This window comes from Rhizobium acidisoli, from assembly GCF_002531755.2.
Taxonomy (GTDB): Bacteria; Pseudomonadota; Alphaproteobacteria; order Rhizobiales; family Rhizobiaceae; genus Rhizobium; species Rhizobium acidisoli.
On sequence record NZ_CP035001.1, the window covers coordinates 618,096 to 640,615 of the forward strand.

Annotated in this window: 21 protein-coding genes and 1 pseudogene; 17 read left to right on the forward strand and 5 right to left on the reverse strand. The window is 63.6% G+C overall.

Annotated features, from left to right (window positions below):
• Nucleotides 1–107: 107 nt before the first annotated feature.
• A complete protein-coding gene (gene repB, locus CO657_RS32015) occupies nucleotides 108–1,103 on the reverse strand; it encodes a plasmid partitioning protein RepB (RefSeq protein WP_054184016.1) in 996 nt (331 codons plus the stop codon).
• Entirely contained in the window at nucleotides 1,100–2,296 is a 1,197-nt protein-coding gene (gene repA / locus CO657_RS32020; protein WP_003594998.1) for a plasmid partitioning protein RepA, read from the reverse strand. Before repA ends, repB begins: the two co-directional genes overlap by 4 nt.
• Nucleotides 2,297–2,497: 201 nt before the next feature.
• Between repA and cobF the strand changes: the two genes are divergently transcribed.
• The 5 genes from cobF (at nucleotide 2,498) to CO657_RS32045 (ending at nucleotide 6,839) form a co-directional block, all read left to right on the forward strand.
• Entirely contained in the window at nucleotides 2,498–3,262 is a 765-nt protein-coding gene (gene cobF / locus CO657_RS32025; RefSeq protein ID WP_054184015.1) for a precorrin-6A synthase (deacetylating), read from the forward strand.
• 70 nt (nucleotides 3,263–3,332) lie between these two features.
• Nucleotides 3,333–4,715 (forward strand): precorrin-3B synthase, encoded by a 1,383-nt coding sequence (gene cobG, locus CO657_RS32030; RefSeq protein ID WP_054184014.1) that lies wholly within the window; start codon nucleotides 3,333–3,335, stop codon nucleotides 4,713–4,715.
• 2 nt (nucleotides 4,716–4,717) lie between these two features.
• Nucleotides 4,718–5,350, forward strand: coding sequence for a precorrin-8X methylmutase (locus CO657_RS32035; RefSeq protein WP_054184013.1), 633 nt, complete (start codon nucleotides 4,718–4,720; stop codon nucleotides 5,348–5,350).
• Entirely contained in the window at nucleotides 5,347–6,078 is a 732-nt protein-coding gene (locus tag CO657_RS32040; RefSeq protein WP_054184012.1) for a precorrin-2 C(20)-methyltransferase, read from the forward strand. Before CO657_RS32035 ends, CO657_RS32040 begins: the two co-directional genes overlap by 4 nt.
• The gene (locus tag CO657_RS32045) at nucleotides 6,075–6,839 is read left to right on the forward strand and encodes a precorrin-3B C(17)-methyltransferase (RefSeq protein WP_054184011.1); all 765 of its coding nucleotides are present in this window, start codon (nucleotides 6,075–6,077) and stop codon (nucleotides 6,837–6,839) included. Before CO657_RS32040 ends, CO657_RS32045 begins: the two co-directional genes overlap by 4 nt.
• On the opposite strand, the pseudogene CO657_RS32050 reads toward CO657_RS32045, so the two are convergent.
• Nucleotides 6,803–7,572 (reverse strand): annotated as a pseudogene (locus CO657_RS32050) (cobalt-precorrin-6A reductase). The gene CO657_RS32045 and the pseudogene CO657_RS32050 sit on opposite strands and share 37 nt — an antisense overlap.
• Between CO657_RS32050 and CO657_RS32055 the strand changes: the two are divergent.
• Together CO657_RS32055 and cobM are read left to right on the forward strand one after the other, a co-directional pair.
• A complete protein-coding gene (locus CO657_RS32055) occupies nucleotides 7,571–8,803 on the forward strand; it encodes a bifunctional cobalt-precorrin-7 (C(5))-methyltransferase/cobalt-precorrin-6B (C(15))-methyltransferase (RefSeq protein WP_054184009.1) in 1,233 nt (410 codons plus the stop codon). The pseudogene CO657_RS32050 and the gene CO657_RS32055 sit on opposite strands and share 2 nt — an antisense overlap.
• Nucleotides 8,804–8,807: 4 nt before the next feature.
• Entirely contained in the window at nucleotides 8,808–9,566 is a 759-nt protein-coding gene (gene cobM / locus CO657_RS32060; protein ID WP_003594990.1) for a precorrin-4 C(11)-methyltransferase, read from the forward strand.
• Between the two features lie 54 nt (nucleotides 9,567–9,620).
• On the opposite strand, the gene CO657_RS32065 is transcribed toward cobM, so the two are convergent.
• Nucleotides 9,621–10,433: a TIM barrel protein gene (locus CO657_RS32065; RefSeq protein ID WP_054184008.1), complete on the reverse strand. Its 813-nt coding sequence runs from the start codon at nucleotides 10,431–10,433 to the stop codon at nucleotides 9,621–9,623.
• Between the two features lie 163 nt (nucleotides 10,434–10,596).
• Entirely contained in the window at nucleotides 10,597–11,625 is a 1,029-nt protein-coding gene (locus CO657_RS32070) for a LacI family DNA-binding transcriptional regulator (protein ID WP_054184123.1), read from the reverse strand.
• A gap of 131 nt (nucleotides 11,626–11,756) precedes the next feature.
• Between CO657_RS32070 and CO657_RS32075 the strand changes: the two genes are divergently transcribed.
• The 10 genes from CO657_RS32075 (at nucleotide 11,757) to CO657_RS36975 (ending at nucleotide 22,517) form a co-directional block, all read left to right on the forward strand.
• Nucleotides 11,757–12,845, forward strand: a complete 1,089-nt coding sequence (locus tag CO657_RS32075; RefSeq protein ID WP_054184007.1) for a fatty acid desaturase family protein — start codon at nucleotides 11,757–11,759, stop codon at nucleotides 12,843–12,845.
• A 21-nt stretch (nucleotides 12,846–12,866) separates the two neighbouring features.
• On the forward strand, nucleotides 12,867–13,181 hold the full coding sequence (locus CO657_RS32080) for a MocE family 2Fe-2S type ferredoxin (protein WP_003594985.1): 315 nt from the start codon (nucleotides 12,867–12,869) through the stop codon (nucleotides 13,179–13,181).
• An 11-nt stretch (nucleotides 13,182–13,192) separates the two neighbouring features.
• A complete protein-coding gene (locus CO657_RS32085) occupies nucleotides 13,193–14,419 on the forward strand; it encodes an NAD(P)/FAD-dependent oxidoreductase (RefSeq protein ID WP_054184006.1) in 1,227 nt (408 codons plus the stop codon).
• 42 nt (nucleotides 14,420–14,461) lie between these two features.
• On the forward strand, nucleotides 14,462–15,274 hold the full coding sequence (locus tag CO657_RS32090; protein WP_054184005.1) for a 3-methyl-2-oxobutanoate hydroxymethyltransferase: 813 nt from the start codon (nucleotides 14,462–14,464) through the stop codon (nucleotides 15,272–15,274).
• 370 nt (nucleotides 15,275–15,644) lie between these two features.
• A complete protein-coding gene (locus tag CO657_RS32095) occupies nucleotides 15,645–16,574 on the forward strand; it encodes an NUDIX hydrolase (RefSeq protein ID WP_425349943.1) in 930 nt (309 codons plus the stop codon).
• Nucleotides 16,575–16,643: 69 nt separating this feature from the next.
• Entirely contained in the window at nucleotides 16,644–17,615 is a 972-nt protein-coding gene (nadA, locus tag CO657_RS32100; RefSeq protein ID WP_012555391.1) for a quinolinate synthase NadA, read from the forward strand.
• Nucleotides 17,612–19,171: an L-aspartate oxidase gene (locus CO657_RS32105; protein ID WP_054184004.1), complete on the forward strand. Its 1,560-nt coding sequence runs from the start codon at nucleotides 17,612–17,614 to the stop codon at nucleotides 19,169–19,171. The genes nadA and CO657_RS32105 overlap by 4 nt, the downstream gene beginning before the upstream one ends.
• Nucleotide 19,172: 1 nt before the next feature.
• Nucleotides 19,173–20,069, forward strand: a complete 897-nt coding sequence (nadC, locus tag CO657_RS32110) for a carboxylating nicotinate-nucleotide diphosphorylase (protein ID WP_054184003.1) — start codon at nucleotides 19,173–19,175, stop codon at nucleotides 20,067–20,069.
• Between the two features lie 247 nt (nucleotides 20,070–20,316).
• On the forward strand, nucleotides 20,317–22,269 hold the full coding sequence (locus tag CO657_RS32115; protein ID WP_054184002.1) for an AfsR/SARP family transcriptional regulator: 1,953 nt from the start codon (nucleotides 20,317–20,319) through the stop codon (nucleotides 22,267–22,269).
• A gap of 104 nt (nucleotides 22,270–22,373) precedes the next feature.
• Nucleotides 22,374–22,517, forward strand: coding sequence for a hypothetical protein (locus CO657_RS36975; protein WP_164918697.1), 144 nt, complete (start codon nucleotides 22,374–22,376; stop codon nucleotides 22,515–22,517).
• Nucleotides 22,518–22,520: the final 3 nt, after the last annotated feature.

Consider the following 22,520-nt stretch of genomic DNA (forward strand, 5'->3'; position numbering starts at 1 on the left):
TGCCGAAGATGCTTGACAGCGATTCGAGGAAGTGCGATTCTCAGATTGTCCAGATATGAGAAAGGCTTCCGCGGCGGCAACGTTCGGAGGCTTTTTTCTTTTGCGGCCTACTCTCCTGCTTCTAATCTACCGGCCCGATAGGCTTCGTAAAGCTCATCGAGACGACGTGAAATGTAAGCGCCGAAATCCGGCGCGTCGCCGGTTTTCAACGCGATCGTAAAGGAATTGCCGGCGCTCTTGATTCGGCCGGCAATCTTGCCGCCGCTCTTCGGCTTCCAGTCATATTCCGTGGGTTCGGGCTTCGCCTCTTTCCTGGCCAGCTCGGCAACCAGAAGCTCGAAGCGGCGGTCGCTTTCCTCAGCCGTGAACCGTTGCGAACCGACGAGCTTGGCAAGCCGCGCCGCTGTCATTCCGTTCCAGTCCTGGGCAAGCGCCATCCATTTACGACGCCCGATACCGGGTGCAGCGCCGACCGACCTGACGATATCGGCCGGGATCGCCTTGGCGACGGTGATCAGCTTCGAAAGCTCGGTCTTGTCAGTCGACAGCGCCTTCATGATAACGGGACGCTCAAAACCCTTGAGTTCGAGATTGAGGGCAAAGACAGCCCGCTCGATATAGGAAAGGTTCCGGCGCGCCGAATTTTCGATGCCCTGGGCGATGACCACATCGACATCGTCGAGCTTGCGGACGATCGCCTGCACTTTGCGCCCGAGCAGCTTGACGGCCTGCAGGCGGCGATGGCCGTAAGCGATCTGGTAGCGGCTCTCATCATCGGGATGGCGGCGAACGAGAATCGGCACTTCCTGGCCGTTCTCGGCAATCGACCGCACTAGTTCATCCTCGATATCGAGCGGCTGATCGGCAAGGCGATCGCGGACGAAGGAAGAATCGATCAGGTCGGGATCGAGCTCGACGATGCGTTCGCCGGAGAGTAAAGCCTCCTGCATCGCCCTGCTCTCTTCCTCCATGCGTCCAAGCGTCAACGCCATCGTCCGAACCGGCCCGGCCGATCCGCGCAAAGAGGTCTCGTCGTAGTTGGCCGCGGCCAACTCTTGCGCCGTGTCGTCGAAGAGACCTTTCAGGCGATCGCGTCTGCTCATGTGCGGCCCCAGGCTTTGTGAATACCGGCGAGAACTTCGCCGTTGGCGGCATTGACCGATTCCAGCGCCCGATCATAGGTCGAGCGACGCACCTGCCCCTTCTCGATCTCGAAGAGCGTCTGCTTGGTCAGGCCGGCATCGGCGATCGCCGTCGATTTGAGAATGGTCGCCGTCAACACGTCATCGCTGAACAGGCTGCGCAACAGCGCGACGATCTGCGACTGCGGGGCATCGAAAGGTTCGTGACGGGTCACGACATATTTTATGAAATCGTGCTGCAGATCGCCGCCGGCCTTGCGCACGACCGAAAGCAGATCCGAGGTCATCAGCAGGAATTGCGACATGGAGGCAACATCGACCATCTGCGGATGGATCGTGATAAGCAGCGACGTGGCGGCACAGACGGCGCCGAGCGTCAGGTAACCGAGCTGCGGCGGGCAGTCGATCACCACGACGTCGTAATCGGCTTCGACCTCGGCAATCGCCATGCCGACGCGGCGGAAGAACAATTCGCCGGGCCGCTGGCGATCACTGAGCGCCCGCGGCGTCTCATGCTCGAATTCCATCAATTCAAGATTGCCCGGCACTAGATCGAGACCATCGAAATAAGTCTTGCGGATAATGTCCTTCAGCGGCTTGCGATCGGCATCATAGCGAATTGCGCCATAAAGCGTATCACCATCGGAGAGATCGAATTCCGGCTGCACGCCGAGCATGGACGAGAGCGATGCCTGCGGATCGAGATCGATGGCGAGTACCCGATAACCCGCCAGCGCCAGATACTGCGCCAAATAAAGTGTCGTCGTGGTCTTGGCCGAGCCGCCCTTGAAATTGGTGACGGCAACCGTCTGCAGCTTCTCGCCGGCGCGCCGCCAGGGAAGGTAGGACAGCGCATCCTTCGGCTTCAGCTTTGCCATATAATGGCGCAATTCATTGATCTGGCCGAGCGTATAAGAGCGCCGGCCATTCTGGGAAAGTTCCGGCTGCGGCCCCTTGCCATCCAGCGAAAGCTGGCGAAGATAGCCGTCGGAGACGCCGATCATCTGGGCGGCCTCGCCTGAGGAAAATGTGCGCAGCGTCTTTTGCGACAGCGGCGGAAACAGCTTCTCGCGCAACAGCTTCAGTTGCCGCGAAAGCTGGTTCGCATGCCGCTCGATCCGCACATCTGTCGTCGATACGCTAATGTTGTCCAAAACACCCAATCCTTTTCGATGCGCTTTTTCGTCAACATAGCGTCAAAAAGCGTATTGAAGGTGACACGATTCGCAATTTGCGGCAACAATAGGGGCCGAGACGCATTCCGGCCCGGTTGGCCGCGGCCAACTCTCTGCCATCGCCCTTGCAGAACACCGCCTTTTTCGGCAAGACCGCCGGGACTCACGGGGACTATCGGCTTGAAGCACATCCATATCATCGGTATCGGCACGGGCAATCCGGAGCACGTCACCATACAGGCAATCAACGCAATGATCGCCGCCGACGTGATATTCCTGCCGCTGAAGGGCGCAGCCAAGGAAGAGCTTGCCGAGGTCCGGCGAGACATTTGCGAACGATATGCCACCCGGCCGGGGATTCGGATTTCAGAATTCGCCCTGCCGCAAAGGCAGACTGCTGACAGAAGCTACACGCAAAGCGTCGATAGCTGGCATGCCGAGATTGCCCTTATCTATAATGAGCTGATCTCCGGCCTCCCCGATGACGGCCGCGGCGCCTTTCTCGTCTGGGGCGATCCGAGCCTCTACGACAGCACCATCCGCATCATCGAACGGGTGCGGCAGGACACCGGGCTGGATTTCGATTACAGCGTCGTTCCCGGCATCACCAGCATTCAGGCCTTGGCGGCCAGCCACAGGATCTCGGTCAACCTGGTGGGAAAGCCGGTCGAGATCACCACCGGGCGCAGGCTGGCGCGGGACGGGCTCCAGGCCTCCACGACGGTCGTCATGCTCGACGGTGAACAGGCTTTTGCGAAGATCGACGATCCCGACGCCGAAATCTTTTGGGGCGCCTATCTCGGCACCAAGGACGAGATCGTCAGAGCGGGACGGCTTGGGGATATCGCCACCGAGATTCAGGCGCTCCGCGCCGAGGCACGGCAACGGCACGGCTGGATTATGGATATCTATCTGCTGCGAAAAGGACGGGATTTCGAGGAATAGTTGGCCGGACGTTTTCCACATGTTTTGCCGCGCCGCTGCGATCATGTAAGAAATGGTCAGAGGATCACGAATGAGCAATGAGGCCACAACGACGATCGACGGGACAGGCGAGGCGGATCTGCACGGCCGCCCGGCGGTGGCGATGCGCAGGCGCGGCGCCTGCCCCGCTCTGGCCACGCCGATGCCGACCGGTGACGGCCTGCTGGTGCGGCTGCGGCCGGCCGGCGGCTCGCTGAGGCTGCCGCAATTCGCAGCCCTTGCCCGCTCAGCCGCTGCGCATGGAAACGGTATTCTGGAAATCACCGCCCGCGGCAATCTGCAGATTCGCGGACTGCGGGCCGAGACCGTCGGACAGCTTGCCGCCGATATCGATGCCGCCGGGATCACCGTGCCGGACGGGCCGGGGATCGAGATTTCGCCGCTGCATGGTATCGACCCGCAAGAGCGGAGCGATCCGGCCGTAATGGAAATGGCCTTGCGCCGCACGCTTCACGATCTCATCGCCTCGCCGCGGCTCGCGCCAAAACTGTCGATCGTTGTCGACGGCGGTGGTGTCTTCGGCTTGTCGGCGCTTTCCGCCGATATCCGTGTGGTCGCGCAACCGGACACGGGTTGGCTTGTCGCGATCAATGGCGACGGTGAAACTGCAATGCCGGTGGCCGTCGGGCCAATCGAGGCCGCGGTATCAGCCGTCGGCAACATTCTGAGCCTGCTGGCAGCCCTCGGCCAGGGCAGCCGGACACGAGATATCGATCCGGCGCGTCTGCGGGCGTATTTTCCGGCTGTGGATAACATTCGCTGCATTCCGTCTCGCGCAGCAAGCATACCGCTTTCCGGCCTCCATCGGCTGGCAGACAGCAAAACTGTACTCGGCGTCAGGCCCGAATTCGGGCAGATGCGGGCGTCCGATCTGATCGCTCTGCTCGATCTCGCCGAAGCCCACAGCGCAACGGCCATTCGGCTGGCGCCCGGTCGCGGTTTCTTCTTCCTTGGCCTACAGGCTGATAGAGTGCCGGCTATGCAGATCGCCTCAGCCAAATATGGCTTCAGCGCGCAGCCCGGCGAGACCAGCGAACATATCGCCGCCTGCGCCGGAGCCGGCGCCTGCGGTTCCGCCTTCTACGAGACCCGAACCCTGGCTCGCCGCATCACCGCCGCAGCACCTGCCCTCTTCGACGGTTCGCTTACGCTGCATCTCTCCGGCTGTGCCAAGGGCTGCGCACATGCGCGGCCGGCACTGACGCTGACGGGCACAGCGACAGGTTACGACCTCATCCTCGACGGGTTAGCGGCGGATCGGCCGGACGAACGGATCGCTGGCGGTCGGATCGATTTCGCTATAGAGAGGCTCGCCCGGTCCATCGAAGACAACAGAGGCGCTGGCGAATCGGCCGCCGCCTGCCTTACACGGCTTGGCGCAATCGGCGTTTCGAAGGCGCTGCGACAGGAATAAGAATGCCAGACTACGATTACATCCGCAGCGGCGACGCGATCTACGAGCGTTCCTTTGCGATCATCCGTGCCGAGGCCGATCTTTCGCGCTTCACCGAGGATCAAGCCGACATCGCCGTGCGCATGATTCATGCATGCGGACTGGTCGAGGCGGCCGAGCATTTTGTGTTCTCTGCCAATTTCGTCGGCGCTGCGCGCGCGGCGCTGAAGGGCGGGGCGCCGATCTTCTGCGATGCGGAAATGGTCTCCCAGGGCGTCACCCGGGCGCGGCTGCCGGCGCTGAACGAGGTGATCTGCACGCTGCGCGACCCAGCCACACCGGAACTGGCGCTTAAGACCGGCAATACGCGATCGGCTGCCGCCATGCATCTGTGGCTCGACCGGCTCGGCGGCAGCGTCGTTGCGATCGGCAATGCGCCGACCGCGCTCTTCCACCTGCTCGAACTCCTGCGCGACGGCGCCCCGAAACCCGCAGCCATCCTCGGCATGCCGGTGGGCTTTGTCGGCGCGGCGGAATCGAAGGATGCGCTGGCGGAGAATTCCTACGGCGTACCCTTTGCCATCGTCCGCGGCCGGCTCGGCGGCAGCGCCATGACGGCTGCAGCGCTCAATGCGCTGGCGAGGCCAGGCCTATGACGACAAGCAGCCGTCTCATCGGCGTCGGCACCGGTCCCGGCGACCCGGAGCTTCTGACCCTTAAAGCTGTCCGCGCCATCGAAGGCGCCGACGTCATTGCCTATTTTGCCAAGCAGGGGAGGGGCGGCAACGGCAAGGCGATTGTCGAGCCGCTGTTGAAATCCGGCGTGACGCTGCTGCCGCTCTATTATCCCGTCACCACAGAGATCGACAAGAACGACGAACGCTACCAGAGCCTGATCACAGAATTCTACGACCGGTCCGCCAAAACCATCGCCGGCCATCTCGATGCCGGACTGACTGTCGCCGTGCTCAGCGAAGGCGATCCGCTGTTTTATGGCTCCTACATGCACCTGCATGTCAGACTTTCCCAGCGCTACCCGACGGAAGTGATCCCCGGCATCAGCGCCATGTCGGGCTGCTGGTCCTTGGCCGGCATGCCGATCGTCCAGGGGGATGATGTGCTTTCCGTACTGCCCGGTACGATGACTGAGACCGAGCTGACGCGCCGGCTGGCCGATACGCAAGCCGCCGTCATCATGAAGGTCGGCCGCAATCTGCCGAAAATCCGCCGGGCCTTGGAAGCCGCCGGCCGGCTGACGGAAGCCGTCTATGTCGAACGCGGCACCATGGCGAATGCCGCGATGGAAAAGCTTGCCGACAGATCTGATGGCGAGGCGCCGTATTTTTCGCTCGTGCTGGTGCCGGGCTGGGAGGGCAGCCGATGAGCGGAGCGCTTTTCGTGATCGGCACCGGCCCCGGCAATCCCGAGCAGATGACGCCGGAAGCGTTGGCTGCTGTCGAGGCGGCGACGGATTTCTTCGGTTACGGACCCTATCTCGACAGGCTGCAGCTCCGCGACGATCAGCTACGGCATGCTTCGGACAATCGCGAAGAGCTCGACAGGGCAGGGGCCGCACTTTCGATGGCGGCCGATGGCGCCAAGGTCTGCGTCGTCTCCGGCGGCGATCCCGGTGTCTTCGCCATGGCTGCCGCCGTCTGCGAAGCGATCGAGAATGGGCCGGCAGCCTGGCGCGCCGTCGATCTCACCATCCTGCCCGGCATCACCGCCATGCTGGCGGTGGCGGCGAGAGCCGGGGCGCCGCTTGGCCACGATTTCTGCGCCATTTCGCTGTCAGACAATCTAAAGCCTTGGAATATAATAGAAAACCGTCTCGAATTGGCGGCCAAGGCCGGCTTCGTCATCGCCCTTTACAATCCGATCAGCCGGGCGCGGCCCTGGCAGCTTGGCGAAGCCTTCAAGCTGTTGCGCGAGCATCTGCCGGCAACGACGCCGGTCATTTTCGGGCGAGCGGCCGGCCGGCCGGACGAGCGCATCGCCGTAGAGCAGCTGTCACAGGCCGATGCCTCGATGGCCGATATGGCGACCTGCGTCATCATCGGCTCGGCCGAGACCCGCATCGTCGCGCGGCCCGGCCGGCTGGACCTTGTCTACACGCCGCGCTTCATGGCGGGGGCGACGAGGTGATCGACCGCCGCCAGCGCCGCCTCGACAGTTTCGACCGTTTTGACTGTGGATGCCGTTGCGCGCGCCACCATCATCACCTCGATGCCGAGCAGGCGAGCCGCTTCGATCTTCGCATAGGTGGCGGCACCGCCGCTGTTCTTGGCAATGATTGCGTCGATGTCGTGCTGCTTCAGCAAAGCGCACTCGCCTTCCAGCGTGAACGGACCGCGGTCGAGGAGATAGTCGACATTGGCAAGCGCCAGCGGCGGCGCGACGGGATCGACGCTGCGGATGAGATAGAAATGCTGCGGCGCCGCTTCGGCAAAATGCGCGCCCTGCCGCCCCGTCGCCAGCAAGACGTGGCGGGGGAGGGGCCGAGCGCTTCGATCGCCGCCGGAATGCTCCGCACATCGCGCCAGCGATCGCCCGGCAGGCGTTGCCATTCGGGGCGGCAGAGAGCGATCGCAGCGATGCCGCTGGCCTCGGCCGCAAAGGCGGCATTGGCGGAAATACGCTCGGCGAAGGGATGCGTGGCGTCGATCAGCAGGTCATATCCGCCCGCCTTCAGAAAATCGGCGAGCGCCGCAGCACCGCCGAAACCGCCGATGCGGACTGGAACCGGCTGCGCGGCCGGTTTTTCGGTACGGCCGGCCAGCGACAGAAGAACGTCGCAATGTCCCCGTGCCGCCAGCGCTACGGCGAGCAGCCGCGCCTCGCCGGTGCCGCCGAGGATCAGGATGCGAGGTCTTCCCATGTCTGATGTCTCTCCTGCTTCAGGCCCGCGCTGGCTGACTATTATCGGCATCGGCGAAGATGGTCCAGAAGGGCTCGGCGAAGAGGCGAGGCGGCTAATCGCTACCGCACCGGCCGTCTTCGGAGGGGCGCGGCACCATGCGCTTGCCGCGTCACTTATCACAGGCGAAAGGCTTTACTGGCAGAGCCCGTTCGAACGCTCGGTCGATGCCCTCCTTCAAAGGCGCGGCACGCCCGTTGTCGTGCTCGCCTCCGGCGACCCGTTCCTCTACGGCGTCGGCGCAACGCTTTCCCGCCATGTGGCGGCCGAGGAGATGCACACCATCCCGGCGCCCTCGGCCTTCAGCCTTGCCGCGTCGCGCCTTGGCTGGCCGCTGCAGGATGTCACGACGATTTCGCTGCATGGCAGGCCGATCGACCTGATCCGGCCGCATCTGCACCCCGGGCGGCGCATCCTCGCGCTGACCTCCGACGAAAAGGGGCCCGGCGAGCTGACAACGCTGCTTGCCGCCACCGGCTTCGGTCAGTCGCGGCTTACAGTGCTCGAGACGCTTGGCGGAGTGCGGGAACGGCGGAGAAATGCCCTGGCCGAGGATTTCGATCTCGCCGACATCGACCCGTTGAACGTCTGCGCCCTACAAATCGCAGCAGGGGAGGGGGCTCGAATTCTGCCTTTCGCCGCCGGGCTCGAGGATGAGCTGTTCGAGCATGACGGGCAGATCACCAAACGCGAAATCCGAGCGGTGACGCTGTCGGCGCTGGCGCCGTGTCACGGTCAGCTGCTCTGGGATATCGGCGCGGGTTCCGGATCGATCGGCATCGAATGGATGCTGGCCGATCCCTCCCTGAAGACGATTGCCATCGAGCAGTCGCCGGAGCGGGCCGCGCGCGTCGCCCGCAACGCATCCGCCTTCGGCGTGCCGCATCTTGCCGTCATCGAAGGCACGGCGCCCGGCGCGCTGGCGGGCCTGCCGGAACCGGACGCGATCTTCCTCGGCGGCGGCGGCAGCGAGCCCGGCGTCATCGATGCCGCGATTGCTGCGCTCAAGCGGGGAGGGCGGCTGGTTGCCAATGCCGTGACGCTGGAGATGGAAGCCATGCTGCTTTCCGAACAGGCAAAACACGGCGGCTCGCTGACGCGGATCGACATATCGCGCGCGGGCCCTGTCGGCAGCATGAGCGGCTGGCGGCCGGCCATGCCGGTGACCCAGTGGCGCTGGATAAAAGGATGACGAGATGACGGTGCATTTCATCGGCGCGGGGCCCGGGGCTGCAGATCTGATCACGGTGCGTGGCCGCGATCTCATCGGCCAATGCCCGGTCTGCCTCTATGCCGGCTCGATCGTCTCGCCGGAACTGCTGCAATATTGCCCAGCGAATGCGCGCATCGTCGATACCGCGCCGATGTCGCTCGACGAAATCGAGGCGGAATATCTCAGCGCCGCTGCGGCCGGCCAGGATGTCGCCCGGCTGCATTCCGGCGATCTCTCGGTCTGGAGTGCGGTCGCCGAGCAGGTGCGCCGGCTGGAGAAACACGGCATCGCCTATACGATGACGCCCGGTGTGCCGGCCTTTGCCGCCGCAGCCTCGGCGCTCGGGCGCGAGCTGACCATCCCGGCCGTCGCCCAAAGCCTGGTTCTCACCCGCGTGTCCGGCCGTGCTTCACCGATGCCGAACGACGAGACGCTCGCCAGGTTTGGCGCGACGGGCGCGACGCTGGCGATCCATCTGGCAATCCATGCGCTGAAGCAGGTGGTGGAGGAATTGACGCCGCTTTATGGCAGCGACTGCCCGGTCGCGATCGTCGTCAAGGCCTCCTGGCCTGATGAGCGCGTGCTGCGCGGCACGCTGTCCGATATCGAGGCGAAGGTTGCGGCCGAGCCGATCGAACGCACTGCGATCATCTTCGTCGGCCCTTCGCTCGCAGCAGAAGATTTCCGCGAAAGTTCGCTCTACGATCCGGCCTATCAGCGCCGGTTCCGAGGTCGCGACTAACGTGTCCGGTCGGCCGCTCGCCGGCGGCCGATCGTCAGATATTTCGCTCAGGCTTCAAACCCGCGCGGTGAGATAGTCCATGCTGGCGCGAAGTGCTGCGGCCGGATCCTCGACCGCATGCACTTCGGCTGCGAAGGGTTCGAAGGAGAAGGGGCCGTTGTAACCCGCCTGCAGCAGCGCCTTGATCTGCCCGGCATTGTCGAGTCGGTCGTCGCCGTCGACGAGCACGCGATGGGAATCGCGCATATCGGCCACGGAAACAGAGGGGTCACTGACACCCGAGATATGCACGAGGCCGGAAAGCTCCGGGAAGGTTGCGGCTTCGCCGGCAAGGTGATGGTGGAAAGTGTCGTGCACGAGCTTGAAGGTCGACTGCGCGCCGAACTCCTTGATCGCCTCGGCCGCCTCTGTCTTCGAGCGCAGCGAGCAGATCTCGAAGCCGAGCGGCTCGACGAGGCCGATGATGCCGGCTTTTTCAAGCATCGGCTTCAGTGCCGTCAGGGACTGGCGCAGATTGGCCTGGCGCTCCCCGTCGGCGCAGCCGGTGCCGTCATTCTTCGGAACGAGGACCAGCGCCTTGGCGCCGCAGGCGCTGGCATAATCGATCAGCGCCTGCGCTTCGCGCGCGCGGGCTTCATTCCACTCGTTGAAGCGCTGCAGCGCGTTGATCGAGATGATCGTCAGCCCATGACGGGCCGCGGCTTGCCTGATCACTTCGGGCTTGGTGCCGTCGAGAATGGCGTTGCCGGAAAGGTCGTTGCGGATCTCGACTGAGCCAATGCCGAGCGACTTTGTCAGTGCGAAGAAATCATCGATGGCAAGCGACGGCGCTGCCATATGGTTGAGCGCAAAGCGGATCGAAGTCATGACGGATATATCCTCCTCGTCTCCGCGAGGTAAGCGGAGCAGTTCGTCGTGAATGGGCGAGCGAATCTCTAGCGGAATTCGGATGGCAATCCATCCGCGATCGCCGGCGACTGCCCTCATTGCTGAAAGAATTTCAGCCGCAATGATAGAATTCCATCATTCCTCAAATATTCTCCGAGATGTAGACGTCGAAAGGCAGGAAGGATTGGCCGGGAACGGCGGCCTCCCCATGCTCGATCGCGCCGACCATCAGCGACAAAAGCTCTTTGCAGAGAGCGGGCAGGGGCGTCGCGACCACCATGGTGACGATATCGTCGGCAAGGCCGGCCTTGCTCTCCGGCGTCAGCTCGTTGACAACAAGCACGATCCGGCCATCGACATTCTCTTCGCGGAACGCGGAAATCGCCCCCTCCATGCCGCCGCCGCAGACATAGAGGCCGACGAGATCGGGATGTTTCTGCAGCAGCGTCAGCGTCGCCTCATGGGTGATCTCGGCGGTCTCGAGGTTGATCAGCGTATCCAGGACGTCGAATTCCGGCGCATTCTCGCGGAAATAGGAGCGGAAGCCGATCTCCCGCAATTCATGGCCGTGGAAACGGTGGCTGCCGACGAAACAGGCGACCTTGCCGGGCTTGCGCGCCGTTCGCGCAATCGTCCAGGCGGCTGTGCGCCCGACCTTGCGGTTGTTGACGCCGACATAGGCATCGCGCACGCCGGTGGCGAGATCGGAGAGCAGCGAGAAGACGGGAATGCCGCGCTCCTTCAATTCCTCGACTGCCGTCGTCACCGCCGGATAATCCGGGCCGACGAGAGCAACGGCCTGATTGCGGGCGGCGAGCGTCCTGATCTTTTCGACGATCGCCGCCGGCGTTGCGGCGGAGGGAAAGTCGACCTGCGTCTGGATGCGCGCGGTCGTCACCGCACGCGCTGCGGTTTCGATCTCGCGCACGAAGCTCTGGTAGAAGGACTGCGTCGGTTTCTGCAGCAGGAAAGCCAGCTTATATTGCGGCAGGTCCTCGAAGACCCGCTGCCGGATCAGGCCAACGGCGTGGTAGCCGATCTGCTGGGCCGCATCATAGACCCGCCGCGCCGTCTCCTCCCGCACGCGGTGGCGGGCATTGAGAACCCGGTCGACAGTGGCGACGCTGACGCCGGAGGCGCGGGCGAGATCGGATATGGTGGGACGACGCATGAGGTTCCTGAGGGATTCGATCATGAATGCGAGCCATTCATGATAGCTTTTGATAGATTGCATCAAACCTGCATTGAGCCTCTTCCGAAGTCAACCTATTCTCTCGGCAACGGCAGAACAGGAGGCGGATGATGGCGATCGAGGCACAGAAACGGGACTACGACCTGCTCGGCGAAAGCGGCCGCGCCGCCGTCGAGACGGGGCTGGCGGCAGCCGAATGGTATCACACCGATATTCCGCGCAAGGAGATGAAGGCGCTGATGCAGCGCTCCGATGCGCCTGGTATCCGTGACACCGTCATCTGGCTTGGCAGCATGCTGGTCCTTGCCGGGCTCGGCATCTATTTCCGGGGCTCCTGGATCGCTGTCCCCTTCTTCCTCGCCTACGGCGTGCTCTACGGCTCGGCCTCCGACAGCCGCTGGCACGAATGCGGTCACGGCACAGCCTTCAAGACGCGCTGGATGAACGATGCCGTCTATCAGATCGCCTGCTTCATGATCATGCGCAATCCGGTGACCTGGCGCTGGAGCCATGCGCGCCATCACACCGATACGGTCATCGTCGGCCGCGATCCCGAGATCGCCGTCATGCGGCCGCCGGATCTCTTCCGGCTGGTGCTCAATTTCTTCGGCATTCTCGATGTCTGGCATGCGATCGTCGACATGCTGCGCAACGCCGCCGGTTTTATCGGCGCGGCGGAGAAGACCTTCATTCCCGAGATGGAGCAGCCGAAAGCGATCCGCATCGCCCGCATCTGGCTGGCGATCTATCTTGCCACGATCGCCGCCGCGGTCGCCATGGGCTCGATCCTGCCGCTGATGCTGATCGGCCTGCCGCGCCTCTACGGCGCCTGGCACCATGTGCTGACCGGACTGCTGCAGCATGGCGGCCTGGCCGACAATGTCATCGACCATCGGCTGAATAGCCGCACGGTCTATATGAACCCGATCAGCCGCTTCATCTACTGGAACATGAATTACCACGTCGAACATCACATGTTCCCGATGGTGCCCTACCACGCGCTGCCCAGGCTGCACGCGATGATCAAGCACGACCTGCCGGCGCCGAACGCTTCGATCCTGTCAGGCTACCGCGAGATGATCCCGGCCTTCCTGCGCCAGCTGCGCAACGAGGATTATTTCCTCAAGCGCGAACTGCCGGCCACCGCGCGGCCCTATCGCGAGGAATTCCACAATGAGCTGGCCCCGGCCGCGCAATAATCACAATTAAGGGAGGATAAGATGAGCGGAAATTGGATCGAGGTCTGCGGCAAGGACGAGATCGACGAAGAGGATGTCATCCGCTTCGATCATGGCGGGCGCACCTTTGCGGTCTATCGCAGCCCCGACGACGAATTCTTCGCGACCGACGGGCTCTGCACCCATGAACAAATCCATCTCGCCGACGGCCTCGTCATGGATGAGATTATCGAATGTCCGAAGCATAATGGCCGCTTCAACTACAAGACGGGCGAAGCCAAGGGTGCGCCGGTCTGCGTCAATCTCAAGACCTATCCTGTCAAGATCGAAGGCGGCGCCGTCTTCATCTCGCTCTGACGGAGGCTGGTGTGGCTCATTTCGTCATTCTGGGGGCAGGCGAATGCGGTGCGCGTGCCGCCTTCGCGCTGCGGGAAAAGGGTTTTGACGGCGAAATAACGCTTGTCGGCGCCGAACCCCTTCATCCCTATGAACGGCCGCCGCTTTCGAAGGCGGGTTCCGCCGATGCCAGCGATCCGAAATTCATCGCTGCGGTGGAAAAATACACCGACAGCGGCATTCGGCTGCTGACCGGCCTCGAAGCCAGGGATCTGGATATCGCATCCAGGACAATCACGCTTTCCGACGGGACGACGCTCTCCTATGACAAGCTTCTGCTGGCGACGGGCGCAGCCGCGCGTTCGTTCCCCGGCGCGCCGGAGGGCAGCGCCCATATTCGCTCGTTGCGGACGCATCACGATGCGGCGGCACTGCGCAATGCGATGAAGCCGGGCAAGCATATCGCCATCATCGGTGGCGGCTTCATCGGGTTGGAACTTGCGGCAACCGCACGGCTGCTCGGCGCCGAGGTCACCGTCATCGAGGGACTGGAACGCGTGCTGAAGCGCGGCGTGCCGGAAGAAATCGCCGATCTCCTGACCGAGCGCCACCGCGCCGAGGGCGTCGATATCCGCTGCGGCGTCTCGATCGAAAGGCTGACCGAGGAAGGCGGGAAGGCCCTGATCCGATTGTCGGGCGGCGAAGTGATCGAATCCGATCTCGCCCTTGTCGGCATCGGCGCGCGGCCGAACGTCGAGATCGCCGAAAAAGCCGGGCTGACGGTCGAAAACGGCATTGCCGTCGATGTCAATCTCAAGACCTCGGCACCGGATGTCTTTGCCGCTGGCGACTGCTGCTCTTTTCCGCTGTCGATCTATGGCGGGCGCCGGGTGCGGCTCGAATCCTGGCGCAACGCCCAGGAGCAGGGCACATTGGCCGCGGCCAACATGCTCGGCCTCGATGAAGCCGTTTCAGCGGTGCCGTGGTTCTGGTCGGATCAATATGACATGACGCTGCAAATTGCCGGCCTTGCCGAAGGCGCTGTCACGCATCAGCGCCGCGATCTCAGCGCAGGCGCCTTCATTCTGTTCCATCTCGACGCCGAGGGCCGATTGATCGCCGCAAGCGGCATCGGACCGGGCAATGCGGTGGCGCGCGACATCCGCCTTGCCGAAATGCTGATCGCAGCCCGCGCCCATCCGGATCCCGCGGCGCTCGCAGCCAATGACGTCAAACTGAAATCCCTGCTGGCCGCCTGAGCCGCCCGATATATTCACCCTATATTTTCAAAGGAATTGACGATGAAGAAACATCGACGCGCGACCGTCGCCGATCTGCTTTCGGAAAAGGGCAAGCGCCAGCTCACCATGCTGCGCGTCACCTCGCTGGAGGAGGCGGAAGCGGCGGAAAAAGCCGGGATCGACATCGTCTCGGTGCCGCCCTCGCTGCTCGGCCCGGTCTTTCGCGAAATCGCCCCGACGCCCTTTGCCATTCCGGGGCTCGAATATGGCGACCACGTCTCGGCCGAGGACTATCTGCGCGCCGCCTTCGCCGCGCTGAGGGCCGGCGGCGATGCGGTCTATTGCGCTGCCAGCCTGCAGACGATCCGGCGAATGCGCGATGAGGGCATTCCCGTCTGCGGCCATCTCGGGCTGATCCCGTCGAAGGCAACCTGGACCGGCGGTTTCCGCGCCGTCGGCAAGACGGCGGCAAGTGCTGCCGAGATCTGGCGGCAGACCAAGGCGCTGGAAGAGGCCGGTGCCTTCGCCGCCGAAATCGAAGTCGTGCCGGGCGAGGTCGCCGCCGCCATCAGCAGCAACACCGCGATGCTGATGATCTCCATGGGCGCCGGCAGCGGCTGCGACGCCCAATATCTCTTCGCCGACGACGTGCTCGGCGCCAATCGCGACCATTATCCGCGCCATGCCAAGGTCTACCGCAACTTCGCCGCCGAACACGACCGGCTGCAGCGCGAACGCATCGCCGCTTTCACCGAATTCGCCGAGGATGTCCGCATTGGCGTCTACCCGGAAAACCGCCATCTCGTCGGCATCGACGAAGCGGAATTGAAGATTTTCCTGGATGGGCTGGCCGGCGGGACGGGAAATCGTTGAGGATAAGTGCCCGCCTGATCGTTGCCTTCGCTTACGCTCAGCGCATTCGCTTCGCTCACCCCCTCATCTGCCTGCCGGCATCTTCTCCCCGCTGGGGAGAAGGGGGGTGTGGCAACGTCCCACTCCTCTTGAGACCCTTTGCTGTAGGAATGGCCACCGCGCGGCTTGCTCCCCCTTCTCCCCAGCGGGGAGAAGATGCCCGTAGGGCAGATGCGGGGGGGGTGAGGAGCGCCAGCAACGAACGCCTTGAGCGGCAAGCGAAAGGCAAACGCTGCACACCGAGTCGCCCCCTCAACCGCCTCCGGCACCGTCTTCCCGTTGGGGAGAAGGGGGAACCCGCCATTGGCTTCCGCCCCCGCCTGTGTCAGGAATGACCCTTTCGGAACGGAGTATTCGGTCCCCTGTGACGATCGGCTTTGCGCATGCGGAATTGATTGCGGTGCTCGTCGCGGTGACGGGGGACGAGCCGCGTGTGATGACGATCCGTTCCGGCAATGCGCTGCCGTCGGGCCCGTTCGAAATGGGCCATCGCACCCTGCAATCAGGCCTGCGCGAATGGGTGCAGGAGCAGACGGAGCATCCGGTCGGCTATCTCGAGCAGCTTTATACCTTCGCCGACCGCGACCGGAACAACGATATCCCCGGCGGGCGGACGATCTCGATCAGCTATCTCGGCCTCGTCAACGAGCAGTCGGGCGCCGGCCGGCCGGGATGGCATGGCTGGTATGAATATTTTCCCTGGGAAGACCACCGGAAGGGCCGGCCGGCCGTGCTGGATGAGATCATGACGCGGCTGAGCCACTGGGCCGATGCCGATTCTTTCAGGCGCGATCACCGCCATCGCCGGGCGGATTTCACCTTCGGCCTCGACGGCGGCGGCTGGAACGAGGATCTGGCGCTGCAGCGCTACGAACTGCTCTATGAAGCGGGGCTCGTTGCCGAAGCCGGATGCGCTGGTGAAGCCAATCTCGGCCGGGCGATGTTTGCCGATCACCGCCGGATTCTCGCGACCGGGATCGCAAGGCTGCGCGCCAAGATCAAATACCGTCCGGTGGTCTTCGAACTGATGCCGGAGAGTTTTACGCTTCTGCGGCTGCAGCGTACCATCGAGGCCTTAGCGGGGCTGACGCTGCACAAGCAGAATTTCCGCCGCCTGATCGAACAGCAGGAACTGGTCGAGGAAACCGGCGGCACGGAAAGCGAAACCGGCGGCCGGCCGGCCAAGCTCTTCCGCTTCCGCCACACGGTGCTCGAAGAACGGGCGCTCGCCGGAACGAAATTACCGCTCTCCCGCAATTGACATATGCTCACCGTGAGAATATCTATTTGCCCATGATATGCTCAAATAGAGCATAATAAGGAGCCGGTCATGAATCATTCTGTTTCCGCATCCTCGCTCTACGAGCGCGTCAGCCGCGTCATTCCCAAAGCCGAATGGATGACGTTCGAAAACGACGTCGACGCCATCCTCGAGCTCAAGCGCCGCCGCAACGCCGTTATTCTCGCGCACAACTACCAAACGCCCGAGATCTTTCACGGTGTGGCCGATATCGTCGGCGACAGTCTGGCGCTCGCCCGCAAGGCGATCGAGGTCGATGCCGATGTGATCGTGCTGGCCGGCGTGCATTTCATGGCCGAGACCGCCAAGCTTCTGAACCCCGAGAAAACCGTGCTGATCCCTGATCTCGCCGCCGGCTGCTCGCTGGCGGATTCGATCACGCCTGAAGATATCGCGCTGTTGCGCGAGGCTCATCCCGGCGTGCCGATCATCACCTATGTCAACACCTCGGCGGCGGTGAAGGCCGCCTCCGACATCTGCTGCACCTCGGGCAATGCCAAACAGGTAGTGGAATCGCTCGGCGTGCCCAAGGTGCTGATGATCCCGGACGAATATCTGGCGCGCAACGTCGCCCGCGAGACCGATGTCGAGATCATCGCCTGGCACGGGCATTGCGAAGTGCATGAACTCTTCACCGCAGAGGACGTGCGCCAGCTGCGCGAAAACCATCCAGGCGTGACGGTGCTCGCCCATCCCGAATGCCCGCCCGAGGTGGTGGCCGAGGCCGATTTTGCCGGCTCCACCGCTGTCATGTCGGATTATGTCGGCCGGCAGAAACCGGCGCGCGTCGTGCTGCTCACCGAATGTTCGATGAGCGACAATGTCGCCGTGCATCATCCCGAGGTCGAGTTCATTCGCCCCTGCAATCTCTGCCCGCATATGAAGCGGATCACCCTGGCCAATATCCGTGCGGCGCTCGAGGAAAACCGCCACGAGGTGACCGTCGACCCGGCAATTGCCGTGGCGGCGCGCCGCGCCGTCGAAAGGATGCTGGCGATATGACCGAGATTCTCCACAATCTCGCCGGACAGACGGTGATCGTCGGCAGCGGCCTTGCCGGGCTGATGACCGCCCTGACACTGGCGCCCGAACCTTGCGTCATCGTCACGCGCGCCGCCCTCGGCACCGAGACGTCGAGCGCCTGGGCGCAGGGCGGCATCGCCGCCGCCATGGGCGCCGACGACTGCGCCGCGCTGCATCTTGCCGATACGCTTGTCGCCGGCGACGGCCTCTGCGATCCCGCGGTCGCCGCCGGCATCATCACCGAAGCATCGGCGGCGATCTCAGCGCTGGAGCGGGCCGGCGTCCGTTTCGACAGAAATGCCGCCGGTGAACTCTCTTTCGGGCTGGAGGCTGCCCATAGCCGCCGCCGCATCGTCCACGCCGAAGGCGATGGTTCGGGGGCGGCGATCGTCGCCGCGCTGGTGCGGGCGGTGAAGCAGACACCGTCCATATTAGTGCTCGAAGGTTTTGAGGCGCGGCGGATCATGATGGATGGCGAGCGTGTCGCCGGCCTGCTCTGCGCGACCGCCAACGGCGCCGCCATCCTGCCGAGTTCGAAAGTGGTGCTCGCCACCGGCGGCATCGGCGGGCTTTACGATGCGACCACTAATCCGATGGGCAATTTCGGCCAGGGCATCGCGCTCGCCGCGAGAGCGGGTGCCGATCTCACTGATATGGAATTCGTCCAGTTCCATCCGACGGCGCTCGATTCCCGTCGCAGGCCTTTGGCGCTGGTCAGCGAGGCGGTGCGCGGCGAGGGGGCTCTGCTCGTCAACGAACGCGGCGAACGCTTCATGGCCCGCACCCCGGGCGCCGAGCTTGCGCCGCGCGACGTGGTGGCGCGCGCCATCAGTGCCGAAATCGCCCGCGGCGGCCGGGTCTTCCTCGATGCCCGCGATGCGCTGGGCAGCCGGTTTTCCACCCGCTTTCCCGTCATCTCAGCCCTTTGCAACGAGGCCGGCATCGATCCGGCGAAGGACCTCATTCCGGTGCGCCCGGCCGTTCACTATCACATGGGCGGCGTTGCGACGGATGCCAACGGCCGCAGCTCGGTTGCAGGACTCTGGGTCGTAGGCGAGGCGGGCTCGACCGGCCTGCACGGCGCCAACCGGCTCGCCAGCAATTCGCTGCTGGAGGCGGCAGTGATGGGCATGCGGGCGGCGCGCGACCTCTCTTCCATGCCGGCGAGCCGTCCCGGCACCCTCTTCGCCGAGAGACTGCCGGCGCCAGCCGATGCATCGCTCGTCCGGCCGATCGTCTCGCGCCATCTCGGCGTCTTGCGCAATGCCGGCGCCGTTGAGGGCGCTATCGCCGCGCTGCTGCCGCTGGCCGAAGGCGACGGCCCCACCGCCGATCCTGCTATCGTCGCGCTGCTGATTGCCGTCTTTGCAAGCCTGCGGACGGAATCGCGCGGCGCCCATGCCCGCACCGATTTTCCGCTGAAGCTCGGCGCTACCGACCGGCACCAGATGCGCCTTTCCCAAGCGCTGGAAATTGCCCGCGCCACATCGCCCTATGCCCTTGCCCCGCTCTATATTCTTGCAAGGAGTGCCTGAGATGAGCCTCGTTCCGCTTCCGCGCCTGATCGTCGAACCGCTGGTCCGGGCAGCCCTGCTCGAAGATCTCGGTCTTGCCGGCGATATCACCTCGGCGTCGGTCATTCCCCACGACCATCGCTCGACGGTCGTCATGGCCGCCCGCCAGCCGGGCGTAATCGCCGGCCTTGATGCAGCCGAACTCGCCTTCAACCTCGTCGATCCTGGTATCGCCATGCGCCGCCATCTCCAGGACGGCGATGCGGTCAAACCCGGCGACGTGATCGTCACCATCGAAGGTCCCTCACGCGGCCTGCTGACAGCCGAGCGCACCGCGCTGAATTTCCTCGGCCATCTCTCCGGCATCGCCACCGTGACGGACGAGATTGCCGCCGCCATACGCGGCACCAAAGCCTCCGTCGCCTGCACGCGCAAGACGACGCCGGGGCTGCGGGCGCTGGAAAAATATGCGGTGCGGGCCGGCGGCGGCATGAACCACCGCTTCGCGCTTTATGACGCGGTGCTGATCAAGGACAATCACGTCGCCATTGCCGGCGGCGTCGCCGAGGCGATCCGCCGGGCGCGGGCCGGCGTCGGCCATCTGGTGAAGATCGAGGTCGAAGTCGACACCCTCGATCAGCTGCGCGAAGCGATGGAGACCGGCGTCGACGCCGTTCTGCTCGACAACATGACGCCGGATCAATTGCGCCAAGCCGTCGCTATCGTCGCCGGCCGGGCGATCACCGAGGCTTCGGGCCGAGTCACGCCGGCAACGGCTGGAGCAATCGCCGCCTCCGGCGTCGATCTCATCTCCGTCGGCTGGCTGACGCACAGCGCGCCGGTACTGGATATCGGGCTCGATTTCATCGAGGCCGCCGCGACGGAAACGAGCCCGAAACGGGTTGCACAAGGGCTGTAATCGGCTTGACGGCTGGGTCTTGAAGCTGGCGATTGCTCAAACAACTCCCGCCACAGAAAGTCCACAGCACCCCATCGGAAAGTGTTGCCGAAGCATCTTCTCGGCGAGCGGTACGCGAAAATGCAAATATTCGCTGAAACTTCTTCTCTTCATAACAAAAACCGCTATGCGCGGCGCTCTTATAGCTCTAACATGATTTTGCGACCGCTACGTTTGCGCGCCATGGCTTTCAGGGGTGAGAACCGGGATGCAACGGACATCCGGACAGATGTCGAAGAACAGGCTGTGCCTGCTCGGAAGACCGAGGCTGCTGGCAGCGGGGAGGGAACTCCCCTTGCCGGAGAAGTCTTATTTTCTCCTCGCCATGCTGACCGCCGAAGCCAATCTCGAACTCGACCGCGAGACCGTCAGGCGGCAGCTCTGGCAATCGGAACTGCCGGAAAAGCGCGCCGGCAGCCTGCGCCAGCTGCTGTCGCGTATCGAGCAGAGCATTCCCACCGATCTTCCGCCCCTGCTTGCCGCGACCCGCACCCATATCGGGCTTGCCGATGGCTGGGAAGTCGACGTTCATATCCTTAAACAGAAAGGGCCGCTCGCCCCCGAAGACAGCGATATGCTGAACGGCGAACTGCTGGAGGGCGCCAAATCGCCGACGCAGGGCGCCGAGGACTGGCTGACCTTTGAGCGCCAGCGTATCGACGAATTACGCTCGGCCCATCTCACCCGGCTGATCGAAACATCGGAAGACGGATCGGATGACGAGCAGGTGGCATTTGCCCGGCGCCTGCTGGAACTCGACCCTGCCAGCGAGACGGCCTATCGGGCCCTGATGCGCACCTATGTCAGGATGAACGATGTGGCCGCGGCCCGCCAGGCCTATCTGAAGTGCAAGAGCCAGCTGAAGGACGACTTCGATACCGAGCCGGAGGAAAGCACCACCGCGCTTGCCCGTGAACTCGGCCTGATCCCGGCAGCGCAGGCAGCTGCACCGGAGCGCCCGTCTGCATCAGGCATGTTCACCAATCTGCTCGGCCAGCCGCGCATCATCATCCTGCCGCCCGAAAGCATCTTCACCGATCCGCTGATGGAGCGTGTCGGCCGGGCGCTTCTCGAAGACGTCACCATCGGCCTCAGTCAGCAGCGCGGCTTCAAGGTGATCGCCGCGCATACGAGCCTCGAAATCCTCAGCCGCTCGATCGATCCGGCGCGGGCCGTGCCCGGCCCGCTCGACCTCAGCTTCGACTATGCGGTCTACGTCACCATCCAAGGCCGCGACGAGGATGTCTTTGCCACCTGCCGGCTGACGCGGACGACGACGTCGGAGGTGATCTGGGCGCTGGAACTGCCGCTGGTGATGCAGAAGATCAGCGAATCCTTCGCGCATCTGACGCGCCGGATCGTCTCCTCGCTCGCCGACACGATCGAGCGCCACGAACTGGCAATGCCGATCGGCGATGCGCCGGCTTCCGCCTATCGCCTTTATCTCGAAGGCAAGCGGCTGATCGCCCAAACCGACCTGCAGCATCTGCGCCAGGCGCGCAAATGGTTCAAATCTTCGCTCAATCGCTACGAGCATTTCTCCGCCGCCCACGCCGGCGTGTCGCGGGCGCTCGGCATGGAATGGCTGATCCGCGGCATGCGCGACAAGGAACTGCTCGACGAGGCGAATGGTGCTGCCCGCCTTGCGCAGCAGTCCGACCCGAACAGCGGCCGGGCCTATCGCGAGCTCGGTTTTGTGGCGCTTTATCGCCGCCGCTTCGACGAAAGCCTGGAATATTTCCAGCAGGCCCAGGATCTCAATCCCAACGATGCCGACATCCTCGCCGATTTCGCCGACGCGCTTTCCCATGACGGCGATTTCGACCGGGCGCTGGAGCTCAGCCGCGCGGCCTTCAAACTCAATCCACTGCCGCCGGATTATTATTACTGGAACCTCGGCGGCATCCACTTCATGCGCGAGGAGTATGAAAAGGCAATCGACGCGCTGGAACCGGTAAAGTCCAAACAGGCGACGGCGCGTCTGCTTGCCGCCTCGCATGCGATGGCAGGTGATACCGGCAAGGCTCAGAACTATGCCCGGACGGTGCTGGAAAACTTCCCCGATTTCCGCAGCGAGGACATTCGTCATTTCGTTCCCGATCGCGATCCCGCCTTCACAGAACCGCTGATAAAAGGCCTGCAACTCGCCGGTCTTCCCTGATGCATCGCCTTTTAACGAAGCCTGTAACGCTTAAATGACGTAGGCAATGTTTCCCTCCGATGGTTAACGGCAGCAAGCGCTGCCCAACCAATCGGAGATGGAACATGAAGACGAATGCTGAAACCACCGCAGTTCAGACCCAGTCCCTGCGCTTCTCTGCAGCTGCCAGAGCAGCGATGAAACAAGACGAACTCAGCGTTTCCGCCAATGCGCTCGAGAGCCTGACGCATGCGCTGAGGTTCCGCTAAGGA

Coding starts and splice junctions, on each gene's coding strand:
- repB (WP_054184016.1), bottom strand. CDS start 1,103: ATGAGCAGACGCGATCGCCTGAAAGGTCTCTTCGACGACACGGCGCAA.
- cobG (WP_054184014.1), top strand. CDS start 3,333: ATGAGCAATGAGGCCACAACGACGATCGACGGGACAGGCGAGGCGGAT.
- CO657_RS32035 (WP_054184013.1), top strand. CDS start 4,718: ATGCCAGACTACGATTACATCCGCAGCGGCGACGCGATCTACGAGCGT.
- CO657_RS32040 (WP_054184012.1), top strand. CDS start 5,347: ATGACGACAAGCAGCCGTCTCATCGGCGTCGGCACCGGTCCCGGCGAC.
- CO657_RS32045 (WP_054184011.1), top strand. CDS start 6,075: ATGAGCGGAGCGCTTTTCGTGATCGGCACCGGCCCCGGCAATCCCGAG.
- CO657_RS32055 (WP_054184009.1), top strand. CDS start 7,571: ATGTCTGATGTCTCTCCTGCTTCAGGCCCGCGCTGGCTGACTATTATC.
- cobM (WP_003594990.1), top strand. CDS start 8,808: ATGACGGTGCATTTCATCGGCGCGGGGCCCGGGGCTGCAGATCTGATC.
- CO657_RS32065 (WP_054184008.1), bottom strand. CDS start 10,433: ATGACTTCGATCCGCTTTGCGCTCAACCATATGGCAGCGCCGTCGCTT.
- CO657_RS32070 (WP_054184123.1), bottom strand. CDS start 11,625: ATGCGTCGTCCCACCATATCCGATCTCGCCCGCGCCTCCGGCGTCAGC.
- CO657_RS32075 (WP_054184007.1), top strand. CDS start 11,757: ATGGCGATCGAGGCACAGAAACGGGACTACGACCTGCTCGGCGAAAGC.
- CO657_RS32080 (WP_003594985.1), top strand. CDS start 12,867: ATGAGCGGAAATTGGATCGAGGTCTGCGGCAAGGACGAGATCGACGAA.
- CO657_RS32090 (WP_054184005.1), top strand. CDS start 14,462: ATGAAGAAACATCGACGCGCGACCGTCGCCGATCTGCTTTCGGAAAAG.
- CO657_RS32095 (WP_425349943.1), top strand. CDS start 15,645: ATGACCCTTTCGGAACGGAGTATTCGGTCCCCTGTGACGATCGGCTTT.
- nadA (WP_012555391.1), top strand. CDS start 16,644: ATGAATCATTCTGTTTCCGCATCCTCGCTCTACGAGCGCGTCAGCCGC.
- CO657_RS32105 (WP_054184004.1), top strand. CDS start 17,612: ATGACCGAGATTCTCCACAATCTCGCCGGACAGACGGTGATCGTCGGC.
- nadC (WP_054184003.1), top strand. CDS start 19,173: ATGAGCCTCGTTCCGCTTCCGCGCCTGATCGTCGAACCGCTGGTCCGG.
- CO657_RS32115 (WP_054184002.1), top strand. CDS start 20,317: ATGCAACGGACATCCGGACAGATGTCGAAGAACAGGCTGTGCCTGCTC.
- CO657_RS36975 (WP_164918697.1), top strand. CDS start 22,374: ATGAAGACGAATGCTGAAACCACCGCAGTTCAGACCCAGTCCCTGCGC.